Source organism: Sphingobacteriales bacterium (assembly GCA_016706405.1).
Classification (GTDB): Bacteria; Bacteroidota; Bacteroidia; order Chitinophagales; family UBA2359; genus BJ6.
The window spans coordinates 23211-36829 of sequence record JADJJT010000003.1 but is presented as its reverse complement, the minus strand read 5'-3'; the positions used below and the strand labels follow the sequence as shown (position 1 = coordinate 36829).

Below are 13619 nucleotides of genomic sequence, written 5' to 3'. Positions count from 1 at the left end.
ATAATAGCTTGTATATCAATTATTTAAGTTGTTCTACCATAAGCGAATCAGGACATAATTCCAATAAATTTAGAACTGTTTGATTTAACTGCGGATGCATTAAATTCGGTCGAATTTCTGCTACCGGTTCTAAGGCAAAACGCCGGTTTGGCAATTCTGGGTGCGGTATCATTAAGTCCGGATGCGAAAAGATTAAATCGCCATATAATAAAATATCAATATCAATGATGCGCTGCCCCCATTTTTGTGTGCGCTTCCGGCCTAATAACTGCTCTATATTTTTGCAAACGGTTAGCAATTCAAGCGGCGGTAAATTGGTTGCCAAAACAATTGCCTGATTTAGAAAGTCGGGCTGTTTTACCCCACCCCACGGCGCTGTTTTGTAATAAGCCGACTCGGCCTTTACTATTCCGGCATTGATAGATAAATTCAATTTAGCTTGCTTCAAATACAGTATCCGGTTACCCATATTACTTCCCAAAAGCAATATCGTTTCGACTAAAACTGGTATATCCTCAAATTTACGCATCTGCAAAAAAAGGGTAAAATTACAAACTCGGTTTTAAGTTTATACTGTTCTTTTGTAAAAAAACAGTACTTTTGCAGTACCTATAACCAATATGATATAAAATAATTACACCTAATAAAATATAAACAATATACGAATTTATTTATATGAATCAAATCCTATTTTTATGGCAAGGCATACCAAGTGAATATGGCACTATTTTACTTATGTTGGGCATGTTTGCCATTATGTATTTTTTAATAATACGCCCCCAAGTTAAACGAGCAAAAGAACAACAAAACTATATTGGTCAGTTGCAAAAAGGCGATAAAATTGTTACAACCGGAGGCATTTACGGCAAAATTTTAAAAGTTAATAACCGGACATTTTTAATAGAAGTTGATACCGGCACAAAATTAAAAATTGAAAAAAGCAGCGTTTCCTCCGAATGGTCAAAATCGGCTTCAACCGAGGCCGACGAAACCCAGGCATAACGCTTTTTTGCAAGCAATATGCGATTAGCGCGTTTAAAAAGCATATTTTGGCAACAAAATACTTTTATTTTGTTGTTTTTTATTTTGTTAGCCAGTTTTGCATGGTTTGCCCAAGCCATGTCAAAAATGTATAACACCGAAATTGCCATTCCCATTGAATACAGCAATATACCAAACAACAAAGTACCAGCAAACCCATTTCCTTCTTCAATTTTACTATACATACGTGGCAAAGGAAGCGATATTTTGGCTTTCCGAAACCTACCTAAAACTCCATTTGTTATAGACTGTAGTCAATATGAATTTAATACGACTTTAAATTTTGAAGCATACAAAGGTAAATTAGCCCGGCAATACCCAAATTTTCAAATAGAAAGTTTATACCCCGTTTTGGTTAAATTAAGTTTTGAAAACAAAAGCGTCCGGAAATTGCCTGTTTCCCTGCGAAATCAAATAAGTACCGCAAGAAGTTTTAAACTGGCACAAATCAAAATAAATCCGGATAGTGTTTTGGTTTCAGGCCCAGCCAGCTATGTTGACACCCTAAGTTCGTGGCCAAGCGAAAACATCATTCTATCGCAGTTAAATAGCAGTTTTAGCGAAACAGTTCCTTTGATTAGCCCCCCCTTTGATGTTATAGAAATTTTGCCGAAAAGTATAAATTACGAATTAATAATCAAAGAATACGTTGAAAAAGAAATTAAACTAAAAATAAGGCTGCTCTCGCCCCCAAAAAAAGGACAGGTTTTTTTGTATCCCGAAACGGTAGCCGTCCGTTTTCAGGCACCAACCGATATGCTAAAAAGTATTGATACCTCATTTTTTGCCGCCACAGTCGATTATAAAAAAATTAATACGGGCAGCGCAACCCAAACCGCTGCAATTGAAGTAAACTCGCTGAACCCTAATATAACTATATCGCAGGCTTCGCCAAATTACGCCGAAATGATTGTGTTAGAATGAACGCTTTGATGCCTATTTTTGTTGAATTGTTTTAATTTGGACTTACCCAAACCACATTATGAATTTTTTAAGCCTTACACAATGGGGCATGGGGTTTAGCGAACCATTTTTAATTGCCGGCCCTTGCAGTATTGAAAACGAAATACAAGTATTTGATACCATTTTAAACCTACCACCAAGCGGCGTTCAATTAGTGCGAGGGGGCATTTGGAAACCTCGTACCCGACCAAACTCATTCGAAGGTGTAGGAAATATTGGCTTAGCCTGGCTTAAACAAGCCGGACTTGCCATTAACCGCCCCGTTACCACCGAAGTTGCCAACGCAAAACATGTTTACGAAGCACTGATGGCCAATATTGATGTACTTTGGATTGGCGCACGAACAACAGTAAACCCCTTTGCTGTGCAAGATATTGCCGATGCATTGCAAGGGGTTGATATTCCAATATTAGTAAAAAACCCTGTAAATCCGGATTTAGCACTTTGGATGGGCGCTATCGAACGTCTTCACCAAGCGGGCATCTTCCGGATAGCTGCTATTCACAGGGGCTTCTCGTACTACGGTGAAAGCAAATACCGAAATAAACCACTTTGGGAATTGCCCATAGCCCTGCGCCAGGCATGGCCAAGCTTGCCCTTAATATGCGACCCCAGCCATATTTGTGGTAATCGTCAAAATTTGGCCGAAGTTGCCCAAAAAGCATTGGATTTGGGCTATAACGGGCTAATGTTAGAAGCACATACAAATCCGGCAAAAGCACTTAGCGATGCACAGCAACAACTTACTCCGGATGCTTTAACTCAACTGATTGCCGGATTAGTACAACGCAGTCCTGCCTCGAGCGCAAATCCCAACCACCAAACCCAGTTAACTGATTTTAGACAAGAAATTGACCAATTAGACAAAAACTTAGTTGAAACATTAGCCAGACGGATGGAAATTGTTCGCGAAATTGGCAAGTTAAAAAAAATACACAAACTTCAAATTTTAGATGCCGAACGATGGCAATATATACTTAATTCAAGAACAAAATTAGCAGCCGAAAACCATTTAAGCGATGCGTTTATGATTTCAATATGCAACGCAATTCACAACGAATCAATAAGGCAACAAACAAAAATTATGAACGACTAAGCCTCGTTTCACCCAAAATCATCCGGAAAAAATGTGTATTTAAAAAAAAATCACTTAGTCAAGGTTTTTTTGGATATATAATTCAAATTTTATTGCTAATATTGCCCCAACAAAAAACATACAATTATGAGTATCGAATCAAAAATCCCTATTTATATCGCTAAACTTTTGCAAGAGTATAATTCGGTAACCGTTCCCGGATTAGGGACATTTTCTACAAGCATTACCCCTTCGAAAATTGAAAACGGACAGGTAGCCCCGCCGCTCCGAATTATCGAATTTAACGATGCCCTTAAATTAGACGACGGCATGATGGCCGATTATATAGCGCGTAGCGAAAACTTACCCAATTTTACTGTTACCGAAGCGATTGAAGCGTATGTACAGGAAACACAACGCAAATTAAGCCGAGGTGAAAGCTTACAAATAGCCGATTTGGGCGAGTTGTATTTAGATACCACCGGCATTGAATTTGCACCCTTAGCAGCCAATTCTGTTTCCTTAACCGATTTTGGCCTAACCCCCGTAGATTTGCCACTTGAAACTGCCCAAGTTATACCACCCGCCACCACAGACAGCCCTCCTCCCCTACCCCAGCCCCGTAGTACTACATCTGAACTTGACAGCGATGCAACTACCGTTTTAACACCCCTTGTAACAACTACAGAAACCGAAGAGCCTGTTGTTAAACGGCAACTAAGCGACGTATTGGCCGAAAAAGCCCAACAGCAACAAAATTCTACTCCGGAACAACAAAAGGACGAAACGGCCTCGCCAACTAACAGCGATAAAAGCGACTATACTTTGCTTAAAATTGTTGCTAGCATCTTGGGGTTAGCTTTGGTTGCATTAATTTTTGTTCAATTAGGGAAAGGTTTTTTTGGCGGCGGCAGCAAAAAATTAGAAGACCCTAATATCGCTGCCAACCAAAGTTCGGGCGTAAATTTAAATGACACCAACAGCACAACACGTGCTACCACATCGCCCGAAAATACTGCCGGCTCCGGTTCAGCCGAGGATGCTCAACCCATTGCCCAAGGAACACCTAATAATGCCACCGAGGTTAAAACAAATGATGGCACTACACCTCGGTCAAACACCTCGCCCGAAACAGCTTCGGGCAATAGCAATAATACTGCCACTACAACAACACCAGCTAATAATGCACCCATAACCGGACGTACTGGTTCTACTACTGCCAATACCGATGGCAGCAGTAATGCCACTACTTCGGGTAAAACCAATACGTCACCCGCTACCACCTCAAACCCAAAAACTAATACGGGAACAACAACCAAAAGCCGCACTGGCACAACGGCCAATTTGCGCGGCATAACAGTAAAAACCGCTTCGGCTGCCGATTTCGCTCAGCCTTCTTCTGTGGCCAAAGGTTATTATGTGGTATTAGGTGGCTTTACCCAAAAATCGGGCGCCGACCTTGTTGCTAACAAAGCCAAATCGCTTGGTTTAGATGGCAAAGTAATAGCCCTAAAGAATGGAAACTACAGAGTTGCTGCTTATGGCGCTAACGAAACCGATGCTCGCAATGCCTACGATATTGCAAGGGCTAAAATTGAGCCAAAAGCTTGGGTTAGCAAATATTAATTATAATTTTATTGCTATTTAAGGCAGTAAATAGTAAACTGAGACCAAAGCAAGGAAAAGAAAAAGCCAACAAATTTTATAAATCACCTAATTGTGGCCTTAGCACAATGGTTTCGGGGCACGCCATTGCCGACATATTTAAACAGCCCATTACCGCCAAAGCTATATCGTTAGGGTGCATAAACCTGTTGGGGTTTACATCGGTACCTGCCCACGAGTCGGTGTAGGTAGCGCCGGGCAATATGGCGGTTACTTTAATTTGATGCGCTGCTAATTGTGAACGCAAACCCTTGGTGTAGGCATGTAAGGCATGTTTGCTAATGCAATACGCTACCGAATTGGGCAATACGTTGGTTGATGCTATAGACTCGATGTTTATAATATGTCCGGATTGCTGCGCTATAAACTGCGGCAATAAAGTTTCTGTTAGCGCTACTACGCTCCAGTTGTTAATTTCCATTAGTCGCTTCGCCAAATCTAAAAAATTATTAGGCTGCGAAGAATCGGCTTCAAAAATGCCGGCATTATTAACCAGCACATCTATTTTAGGGAAAAGTGCCAAAGATGCCTTGCTAAAATTTGTTATTTCATCCGGAATTAAAAAATTTCCTACACAGCCATGTACTTTTCTATCCGGATAAATTTTTGATAACGCCAACATTGCTTTGTCTAAACGCAATTGATTTTGCCCACCCAACAATACATCATATCCATTCTTCAAAAGTAAATTGGCAATGGCATAGCCTATACCTCGCGTTCCTCCGGTAACAACAGCATATTTTGGCATATTGGTCATTAAAAAAAGTTATTAGTTTGGTGTTTTTAATGGTTAAAATTACAAACATCTTTTAATCAGAATGAGGCAACCGTTTTTTGTAAGCCTTCGTAAAAATGCACTTCGGGATTAAAATCAAGCAATAATTTTGCTTTTTCAATATTGGCCATCGAATGGGGCACATCACCGGGGCGGTTTTTAGCAAATTCGGGTGGTTTAGGATTTTTTGTTAGCTGCTGCAAAGCTCTGTGCAACTCAATAAGGCTAAACCTGCCCCCCGCCGCAACATTAAATATTTGGTTGTACGCATTTTCATTATTTGTAAACAAAGCCCTAATATTTCCTTGCACTGCGTTTTCGACATAGGTAAAATCGCGGCTATACGAGCCGTCGCCGTAAATGGTTACTGTTTCGCCACGCAACATAGCTGCAATAAATTTTGGAATTACAGCTGCATAGTCGCCGTTAGGACTTTGCCGTGGGCCAAAGACGTTAAAATAGCGCAGACCAATGGTTTGTAAGCCGGGGTGGATTTTAGCGAAAACGGCGGCAAACTCCTCCGCTCCGGCCTTTGAAGCTGCATAAGGCGACAAAGGTTTGCCAATAATATTTTCAATTTTGGGTAAATGGTCATCATCACCATAAACCGATGAGGAAGAGGCAAACACTACCCGCCGGATATTATTTAGAACGGCGGCCTGCAAAATATTAACCGTACCGGTAACATTTGTTGAAACGGAGTCGGTGGGATTGGCAATGGAACGAGGTACAGAGCCAAGGGCGGCCTGGTGCGTTATATGGGTAATTCCGGATGCTACTAACTGGCAAGTTTCCATGTTGCGTACATCGCCTTCAATAAACTCAAAATTAGGATACTGCTTTAAAATAGCAATGTTTTCAAGGCGGCCATTGCTCATATTATCTAATACGCGCACCATGGCAGCCCCGTGGTTAAGCAAATATTGGGCAATATGCGAGCCAATAAAACCCGCCCCTCCCGTAACGAGCACCTTAGCTTTCGCTAAAATTTTATTAGATACCCACGGTTGTTGATGCACGCAATAATTTCTTTTAAATTTAAAATAAACGTTTAAACAATCTGGTAAATGTCATCATAAACGCCATATTGCTTACACGAACTTTACCCATCATAACAGACATCATGGGGTTGTCGCGACCTAACTCTAAGTTTTCATAGTTTAAATCGCTTGCCGTAACGGTGCAGTCGGCATTTCCTTTGTGGCCAGTTGTTACCGCACATTGGCCATTAGCAATTTCGGCGGTATATTGCCCGCCATTGGGGCCACTAATATCAAAATGAACCGTAGCAATATAATCGGCAGATGGCGCTTTTTCGGGGCGATATCTTTCGGGTAGCGATAAAATTATGGCACGGGCAGTTTGTATTTGATCAGTCATAACTCGTCGGGTATTTAAAATTATGCCGTAAAAATACGGATAAACGGGCAAAATATAAACACAGTATTTAAGAATTTAGTGAATTATTTTACTTTTAGTTACAAAGAATATTGTATTAAGAATTAAAATTGCAAAATCTTGAAGAGAAAGTATTAGTTTTGCCCGAATTATTTAATTCACAAAGGTTGACGAGATTAAAACTTAAACGATGTTTACAAATTTTGCGTAAATTTGCCACATTGTAAGCTGCTAATTTCATTTATTGAGCGGCAGATAGACTTTATAATTACGCCAAACACAATATAACCAAATCATTATGAGAGATTGTATTTTAGTTATTGGGGCAATGGGGCAAATTGGTTTAGAACTAACGCAAGCTTTGCAAAACCAATACGGCCTTAACCAAGTAATAGCCAGCGATATAGCCCCAGGTCCCAAGAATCCGGAGTTTGAAGGTATCTACGAGCAGTTAGATGTTCTTGACCATCATAATTTAGTCAGGATAATTGACAAATACAATGTAAATCAAATATATTTATTAGCTGCTATTTTATCGGCTAAAGGCGAATCCAACCCTTTATTTGCATGGAAACTAAACATGGATGGGTTGCTTAATGTATTGGAATTGGCAGTAAGCAAAAAAATAGCTAAAATATTTTGGCCAAGTTCAATTGCTATTTTTGGCCCCTCGACACCAAAAAAATTAACCCCACAAAATACATACGCCGACCCAAACACAGCCTACGGCATCAGCAAATTAGCCGGCGAAAAATGGGCTGAATATTATTATTTAAAAAAAGGAGTTGACATTAGGAGTATTCGATATCCCGGATTAATTAGCTGGAAAACTTTGCCCGGCGGCGGTACAACTGATTATGCCGTTGATATTTACTATAAAGCTATTACAGAGCAAAAATATACTTGCTTTTTAAGTGCCGAAACCTATTTGCCCATGCTTTACATGCCCGATGCCATACGTGCTACTTTAGAATTAATGAACGCACCGGCATCAAATATTAAAATACGGTCGAGTTATAATTTAGCCGGACTGAGTTTTTGCCCGCGCGAAATAGCTACTTCAATACAAGAACATATCCATAGTTTTAAAATTGACTATCAACCCGATTTTAGGCAGCAAATTGCCGACAGTTGGCCGCAAAGCATTGATGATATGGCCGCACAACAAGATTGGGGCTGGAAACACCACTACGATTTACCATCTATGACCGCAGATATGCTAACCAATTTAAGTCCGCTATTAACACAAAAAAACAACCAACAAACCTAAGGCAACGCATCAATAGCAATTCCGGATGAAAGTTTACACAAAGCGGCAATCAATGGTGCTGCCTCGCCACTGCGAACCTGAAAAATAATTTGGCACGTATTGTCGAAGTTTTGCTCTACTATTTTTGCCGAACTGTTTTTAAGTACCCGCATGACCTCGTCTAATTGCAAATACCCAAAAATTATTTTATATCGGTTTTGAACCAACTCGGTTATAATATCGGCATCTTGTAATGCCATTTTGGATGCTTCTTTGTAGGCAGTAATTAATCCGGATGTGCCAAGTTTTATCCCGCCAAAATAGCGCACTACAACAATTAAAACATTGGTAATATTAAAACTGTCTATTTGGCCTAAAATAGGGCGGCCAGCAGTTCCCGAAGGTTCTCCATCATCGTTAGCCCTATAATTTTTTGTTTTATCGAGACCTAAGCGCCAGGCGTAACACCAATGCCGCGCTTTAAAGTGTTCACTTTTTAATTGTTCAATAATGGGTTTTACGGCCTCAGGGGTAGTTATTGGGTAAGCTATTGCCAAAAACCGGCTACCTTTTTGCCGATATTCAGCCGTCGCAACCGTAGCAATAGTTTGGTAAGCATCGTTATTATTCATTCCTGTTCATATTGCCATAGGTGTTTGGGCTACAAATTTAAGCTCTGAACCTGTTGATAAAAGATTGTTCTTTTTCAAAATTCGTACCAGTTTTTGGCAAAAGCCAACCGTGGTTTTCGCGCCATTGCATAGCCTCACTAATTGAATTTACAAACGGTGTAAAATTTGGATTAAAATCGCGCCTCAATTTATTGTTTGTAATCATTAAATACGACTGGTCAGCGCATAAAGGGCAATCGCTATCATCGTATCCGTTTTGCCGTAACCATTCGTAGGGAATATCAACAAAATTTGGTTGGGTTTGGCAGGCATGGGCAACTCCGTTCAGCATATCTTTAAAGCTCATAACATCGTGGGTTGAAAGGTTATAAATTTGCCGGTGTTTTGGAGTGGCAATTGCTTGCGCAACCACTTTGCCAATATCGGCCACGTAAGTAAAGGCATCATAAAAATGTCCGCCACCGGGCAGTAAAATTGGTTCGGTTTTGCGGTGTTTTATCCGGTATTTCCAGTAATAAAATCTGTCAAACGGGTCGTAGCGGCCATACACTAAAGACAGCCGAAAGATAAGGACATCATTTATACCCGATGCCAACAAAACACGCTCGCATTCGGCTTTTAGCTCTCCGTAAGCTTGCATTATATTAAGGTGTTTCTGTTCTTCGGTGCAAGGCAAAACAGGTGATTCTTCGGTTACAAGCTGGTTCACCGTTTTTTCCATATCGTAAACCGATACGGTAGAAATATATATATAACGGCCAATTTGCTTTTTTAAAGCATGTGTTAATTTTTCGAGAGATAGTGGGTAATACCCCGAAACATCGATAACAACATCAAAAGTTTTTCCGGATAATTTTTGGATATCGTCTGTTTCGCGGTCGCCGATTATACGCGGTAATTCCGGAAAAATATCCGGATTACTAACGCCTCTTACAAAAAGGGTAATATCGGTAAATCCTTGTTCAATAAGCGTTTCAACAATTACTCGACCTACAAAACGTGTGCCGCCAAGTATTAGTATGCGGGGTTGACTCATAATTTTTGTGTTTTAAGCCGTAAAGCTACTGCAATCCAGTCAAGGCTAAAAATAATTAGCAGTATTTAACCAAACATCAAAATTTATCAAACAGTCAATCAGTCATTGCCCACCTCTTTTTTAAACGGATGCCTTTGTACCCATTCGTTCTGCCGGATGCATCTGACCAATAGTGGCACTATTTTATTTAATAACAAATTGGTATGTTTAACATACGCGCCTATGCTTTGTGGAACCGCTCCGGCAGCACTTTTTATTTCGGAGGCCGTGCGCCCAAACGACAAAAAGGTTGCACCATATTTAAATGCCTCCCGAATTAAATCGGTTAAAATAAAAGGGTATAAGTGTTCTTCTTTATTATGTGAAATGTCGTAGCCTATCATGTGTGCTTCTAATAGGCCATTATGAATGAAAAATGAAATGAAACCCACCAATTCCTTGTTATTTTTCCAATAGCCTATAACGCGCAGTTGTTGTTCGAGTGCTTTTTTAGTTTCGGACAAGTAATTTGGGGTAGCCACAGCTAAATTAAGCTCGGCTTTATCGGCAACATTGCGGTATAATTGGTAAAGTGGGGTTTTAAAGGTTTCTAAGTCGGTTAGAGAAAGTTCGGCAATATGCAGTTCTTGGCCATCTTTTAAATAACGTTTTGCCCGTACCCTATATTTCGAAGACATGGCGGCTAAATAATCATCAAAAGATTTCCAATTTTGCCTAAACTGTAGCACCATATTTGGGTGGGTTTTGACGTAGTTTAATCCGGATGCTTTAAAAATTGCTGCTTCCTGTGGTTGTTTTTGGAGTGCATCTTTCAACAAAATCAAATTAATAGGCTTACGGGTACGTTTTTGTTCTGCCTGTATCCAGTTCACCATTTTAGTTTGAATAGAGGCAATTTCGGATGGCTGTAAGCACGATGCAGCATAGAAACCATTATCTCCGGTAATATACAAATTGCCACCAACTAATATCCGGAAAGATAATTTATTCACAAATGAAATTAATCGGTTGCGAATTGGGGCATTTTTAGCTTTTTGCAGTTCATCATTTGAATAGTGCAAAATTTGGGTTATTTCATGAACTTTAAAGCACGCAATGGCCAATGGTTTATTATCCTTGTGGCAAATGGCATAATGGGTTTGCACGTTTGGGTGGGCGTTTTCGTAAGCTTGTAAATAGGCCAACGAGAGGTAAACGCTTGCGGCATGGTGTTGTAAATGTTTATTAATAAAGCCATTCCATAATTGGGGCGGAATGGAGGATACTTTATTGAAGAAATCAACCGGTACGGGCATATTGTTGGCCAAAACCGGTGCAACAACTTGCTTTTCGGCGATAGTAGTAGTGGTGGTGGTGGTAGTGGTTTTGTCGAGTGTGCAAAAAAACATAGGCAATTTTTAAATAGAACACGTGAAGTGTAACATTTATTACATAGCAAGGTTCAATATAAACGAAAAAAATAATAGTCTGTTGCGTAGAACATTTAAACTATATCAATATCCGGAAAAAATGGAACGCACAAATAAGGTTCGCCGTTTAAAAGTAAAGAAAGTAAAATTCCGTCTCTTTACATAATCATAGCAGCAATTACCGCCGTAAAAAAACAGGCAATAGTGCCGCCTATAAGGGCTTTAATGCCTAACTGTGCCAAAACAGGTCGTTGTTCGGGGGCTAAGGCACCAATACCGCCTATTTGAATGCCAATACTTGCAAAATTAGAAAATCCGCAGAGTGCATACAAGGCAATTATTAGCGATTTATCTTCTAAAATAACGCCGGTAGCTTTCATGGTGCCCATTGAGCCATAAGCCACAAACTCATTAATAACGGTTTTTTCGCCCAATAGTTGGCCTACGGCAACTAAATCGCAGTTAGGTGTGCCTAAAAGCCATGCAACAGGTGCGCCAATTAAACCAAAAATGTATTGCAAAGTAAGCCCTGCATAACGGCCTGCTGTGCTTATATTAATCCATTTGTTTAAGCCGGTTGGCTGGCCAATTAAATCTAAAATACCATTGCACATAGCAATTAAAGCGGTAAACATTAAAAGCATTGCCCCAACGTTTACAGCCAATTTCAGCCCTTCGGTGGTACCATTGGCAATGGCATCTAAGAGGTTTGCACCAATTTTTTCTTTCGACACCTCTAATTTCATATCAATGTTTTCTGTTTGTGGAAACAGCATTTTACTGGCTACAATAGCTGCCGGTGCCGACATAATACTTGCCGAAAGCAAATGGGTAGCAAAAGCTAATTGTTGAACGGGGTCATCTCCACCCAAATAGCCAACGTAGGCGGCAAACACGCCTCCGGCAATGGTAGTCATACCGCCCACCATTAAACACAAAACTTCCGATTTGTTCATTTTGGCAATATACGGCTTCACCAAGAGAGGCGCTTCGGTTTGGCCTAAAAAAATATTTGCTGCGGCACTCAAACTTTCGGCACCCGACAAGCGCATGCTTTTACTCATAACCCAAGCAAAGGCATATACAATTTTTTGCAAAACACCTATATAGTATAATAAAGACGATAATCCGGAAAAGAATATTACAGTAGGCAATACTTTAAAGGCAAAAATAAAACCAAACTTATCGACCCTATTTACTAAATCGCCAAACAAAAAGCTTGCCCCTGCTGAAGTAAAATTAATTACGGCCACAAAAAAACTTGAAATAAACTCAAAAAAACCTTTGGGCGAAATATCTACCGTTGTTCCAGGAAAATAAAACGAAGGCACTTTTAGCACCAAAAGGGCAAACACAAGTTGAATTAAAATGCCCGAAGCCACTAATTTCCAGTCAATAGCACGCCGATTATTGCTCAACAAAAAACAAACACCTATTAAAAATGCCAATCCTATAAGGCCACGCAAAATATTGTTGTTTAAAAGGCCAGACAAGCCTTCGGATTCGTTGTATTGCAGGTCAAATTTTTGTTGGTTGTTTGTTGTATTAGTTAGCGTTAAGTTTTTTCCGGATGCCGTCATTAAAAGTTTAGTGGGCAAGGGCAACCGACTTTGGTAAACTGCAGCGGTATCAATAGCTAAGGGATCGCCCGGTGTGCGAACTATTGCCGAGTCTATTGTGGCTTTGTACTTTAGTGTAATTGTATCGCCATTTTTTTTCCATTCTCCGGCAACAACTTGTTTGTCTTTCTTATAAATAAATCGGTTGCCAAGTGCGTCGCTTTCGGTAAAACGCCAGCTTGCGTTGGGGTTAGTTTGCTGGTAAACACCCGCAATAGTGCTGTTATTTGCAGCCGCTACATGCCCAGCAAATAAGAAATGAAATAGGAGAAAAGAAAAAACAAACAGGTAGAAACGATGCATATTGTTCTTTTAAAATGGTTTGCAATTGGTTGGACTATTTTTTTTGCTTCATAAAAACGGCGAAATTACAGTTTTTTTAAGAACCAAATGATACCACCTAAAGAAATAAATTATCAAAGCAGATTTTGCAAATACAAAAGGCAGTCCGGAACTTTTTTCCTCCTCCCGATTGCCATGAGTTATGAATCATCAGCCATTAGCCCAAAGCCAAAAGCCATTAGCCAAAAGCCATTAGTCATCAGCCATCAGCCATCAGCCATCAGCCATCAGCCATTAGCCATTAGCCATTAGTCATCAGCCATTAGCCATCAGCCATCAGCCATTAGCCATCAGCCATTAGCCATTAGCCATCAGCCATTAGCCATCAGCCATCAGCCATTAGCCATTAGCCATTAGCCATCAGCCATTAGCCATTAGCCATTAGCCATTAGCCATCAGCCATTAGCCATTAGCC

The 13619-nt window shown here is 40.2% G+C and carries 13 protein-coding genes; 5 read left to right on the top strand and 8 right to left on the bottom strand.

The window, feature by feature from the left end:
* Nucleotides 1-19: 19 nt before the first annotated feature.
* The gene (folK, locus tag IPI59_12055) at nt 20-529 is read right to left on the bottom strand and encodes a 2-amino-4-hydroxy-6-hydroxymethyldihydropteridine diphosphokinase (protein MBK7528261.1); all 510 of its coding nucleotides are present in this window, start codon (nt 527-529) and stop codon (nt 20-22) included.
* A 146-nt stretch (nt 530-675) separates the two neighbouring features.
* On the opposite strand from folK, the gene yajC reads away from it, so the two are divergent.
* The 4 genes from yajC to IPI59_12035 all read left to right on the top strand — a co-directional run bounded on the left by yajC (nt 676) and on the right by IPI59_12035 (nt 4705).
* Nucleotides 676-1002 carry a preprotein translocase subunit YajC gene (yajC, locus tag IPI59_12050; protein MBK7528260.1) on the top strand — a complete coding sequence of 109 codons (327 nt, stop codon included), beginning with the start codon at nt 676-678 and terminating at the stop codon, nt 1000-1002.
* 69 nt (nt 1003-1071) lie between these two features.
* Complete coding sequence (locus IPI59_12045; protein ID MBK7528259.1) at nt 1072-1965, top strand: YbbR-like domain-containing protein; 894 nt, start codon at nt 1072-1074, stop codon at nt 1963-1965.
* A 58-nt stretch (nt 1966-2023) separates the two neighbouring features.
* A complete protein-coding gene (locus IPI59_12040; protein ID MBK7528258.1) occupies nt 2024-3100 on the top strand; it encodes a bifunctional 3-deoxy-7-phosphoheptulonate synthase/chorismate mutase type II in 1077 nt (358 codons plus the stop codon).
* Between the two features lie 126 nt (nt 3101-3226).
* Nucleotides 3227-4705 (top strand): hypothetical protein, encoded by a 1479-nt coding sequence (locus tag IPI59_12035; GenBank protein ID MBK7528257.1) that lies wholly within the window; start codon nt 3227-3229, stop codon nt 4703-4705.
* A 76-nt stretch (nt 4706-4781) separates the two neighbouring features.
* Here the strand turns inward: IPI59_12035 and IPI59_12030 are convergent, their stop codons facing one another.
* The 3 genes from IPI59_12030 to IPI59_12020 are packed head-to-tail and all read right to left on the bottom strand — an operon-like array spanning nt 4782 to nt 6899.
* Nucleotides 4782-5501, bottom strand: a complete 720-nt coding sequence (locus IPI59_12030) for an SDR family oxidoreductase (GenBank protein ID MBK7528256.1) — start codon at nt 5499-5501, stop codon at nt 4782-4784.
* 56 nt (nt 5502-5557) lie between these two features.
* Complete coding sequence (locus tag IPI59_12025; protein MBK7528255.1) at nt 5558-6538, bottom strand: NAD-dependent epimerase/dehydratase family protein; 981 nt, start codon at nt 6536-6538, stop codon at nt 5558-5560.
* 19 nt (nt 6539-6557) lie between these two features.
* Nucleotides 6558-6899, bottom strand: coding sequence for an SCP2 sterol-binding domain-containing protein (locus IPI59_12020; protein ID MBK7528254.1), 342 nt, complete (start codon nt 6897-6899; stop codon nt 6558-6560).
* Nucleotides 6900-7215: 316 nt separating this feature from the next.
* On the opposite strand from IPI59_12020, the gene IPI59_12015 reads away from it, so the two are divergent.
* On the top strand, nt 7216-8187 hold the full coding sequence (locus tag IPI59_12015) for an NAD-dependent epimerase/dehydratase family protein (GenBank protein MBK7528253.1): 972 nt from the start codon (nt 7216-7218) through the stop codon (nt 8185-8187).
* On the opposite strand, the gene IPI59_12010 is transcribed toward IPI59_12015, so the two are convergent.
* The 4 genes from IPI59_12010 to IPI59_11995 form a co-directional block, all read right to left on the bottom strand.
* Complete coding sequence (locus tag IPI59_12010) at nt 8184-8798, bottom strand: YigZ family protein (protein ID MBK7528252.1); 615 nt, start codon at nt 8796-8798, stop codon at nt 8184-8186. The genes IPI59_12015 and IPI59_12010 overlap by 4 nt on opposite strands.
* Before the next feature lie 37 nt (nt 8799-8835).
* A complete protein-coding gene (locus IPI59_12005) occupies nt 8836-9834 on the bottom strand; it encodes an NAD-dependent epimerase/dehydratase family protein (GenBank protein MBK7528251.1) in 999 nt (332 codons plus the stop codon).
* A 98-nt stretch (nt 9835-9932) separates the two neighbouring features.
* Nucleotides 9933-11222, bottom strand: coding sequence for a GNAT family N-acetyltransferase (locus IPI59_12000; GenBank protein ID MBK7528250.1), 1290 nt, complete (start codon nt 11220-11222; stop codon nt 9933-9935).
* 179 nt (nt 11223-11401) lie between these two features.
* Nucleotides 11402-12823: a Na+ dependent nucleoside transporter gene (locus IPI59_11995; protein ID MBK7528249.1), complete on the bottom strand. Its 1422-nt coding sequence runs from the start codon at nt 12821-12823 to the stop codon at nt 11402-11404.
* Between the last annotated feature and the right edge of the window lie 796 nt (nt 12824-13619).

What these genes read in the sequence shown, in the direction of transcription:
- folK (MBK7528261.1), bottom strand. Translation starts at nt 529, where the DNA reads ATGCGTAAATTTGAGGATATACCAGTTTTAGTCGAAACGATATTGCTT.
- yajC (MBK7528260.1), top strand. Translation starts at nt 676, where the DNA reads ATGAATCAAATCCTATTTTTATGGCAAGGCATACCAAGTGAATATGGC.
- IPI59_12040 (MBK7528258.1), top strand. Translation starts at nt 2,024, where the DNA reads ATGAATTTTTTAAGCCTTACACAATGGGGCATGGGGTTTAGCGAACCA.
- IPI59_12035 (MBK7528257.1), top strand. Translation starts at nt 3,227, where the DNA reads ATGAGTATCGAATCAAAAATCCCTATTTATATCGCTAAACTTTTGCAA.
- IPI59_12030 (MBK7528256.1), bottom strand. Translation starts at nt 5,501, where the DNA reads ATGACCAATATGCCAAAATATGCTGTTGTTACCGGAGGAACGCGAGGT.
- IPI59_12020 (MBK7528254.1), bottom strand. Translation starts at nt 6,899, where the DNA reads ATGACTGATCAAATACAAACTGCCCGTGCCATAATTTTATCGCTACCC.
- IPI59_12015 (MBK7528253.1), top strand. Translation starts at nt 7,216, where the DNA reads ATGAGAGATTGTATTTTAGTTATTGGGGCAATGGGGCAAATTGGTTTA.
- IPI59_12010 (MBK7528252.1), bottom strand. Translation starts at nt 8,798, where the DNA reads ATGAATAATAACGATGCTTACCAAACTATTGCTACGGTTGCGACGGCT.
- IPI59_12005 (MBK7528251.1), bottom strand. Translation starts at nt 9,834, where the DNA reads ATGAGTCAACCCCGCATACTAATACTTGGCGGCACACGTTTTGTAGGT.
- IPI59_12000 (MBK7528250.1), bottom strand. Translation starts at nt 11,222, where the DNA reads ATGTTTTTTTGCACACTCGACAAAACCACTACCACCACCACCACTACT.
- IPI59_11995 (MBK7528249.1), bottom strand. Translation starts at nt 12,823, where the DNA reads ATGACGGCATCCGGAAAAAACTTAACGCTAACTAATACAACAAACAAC.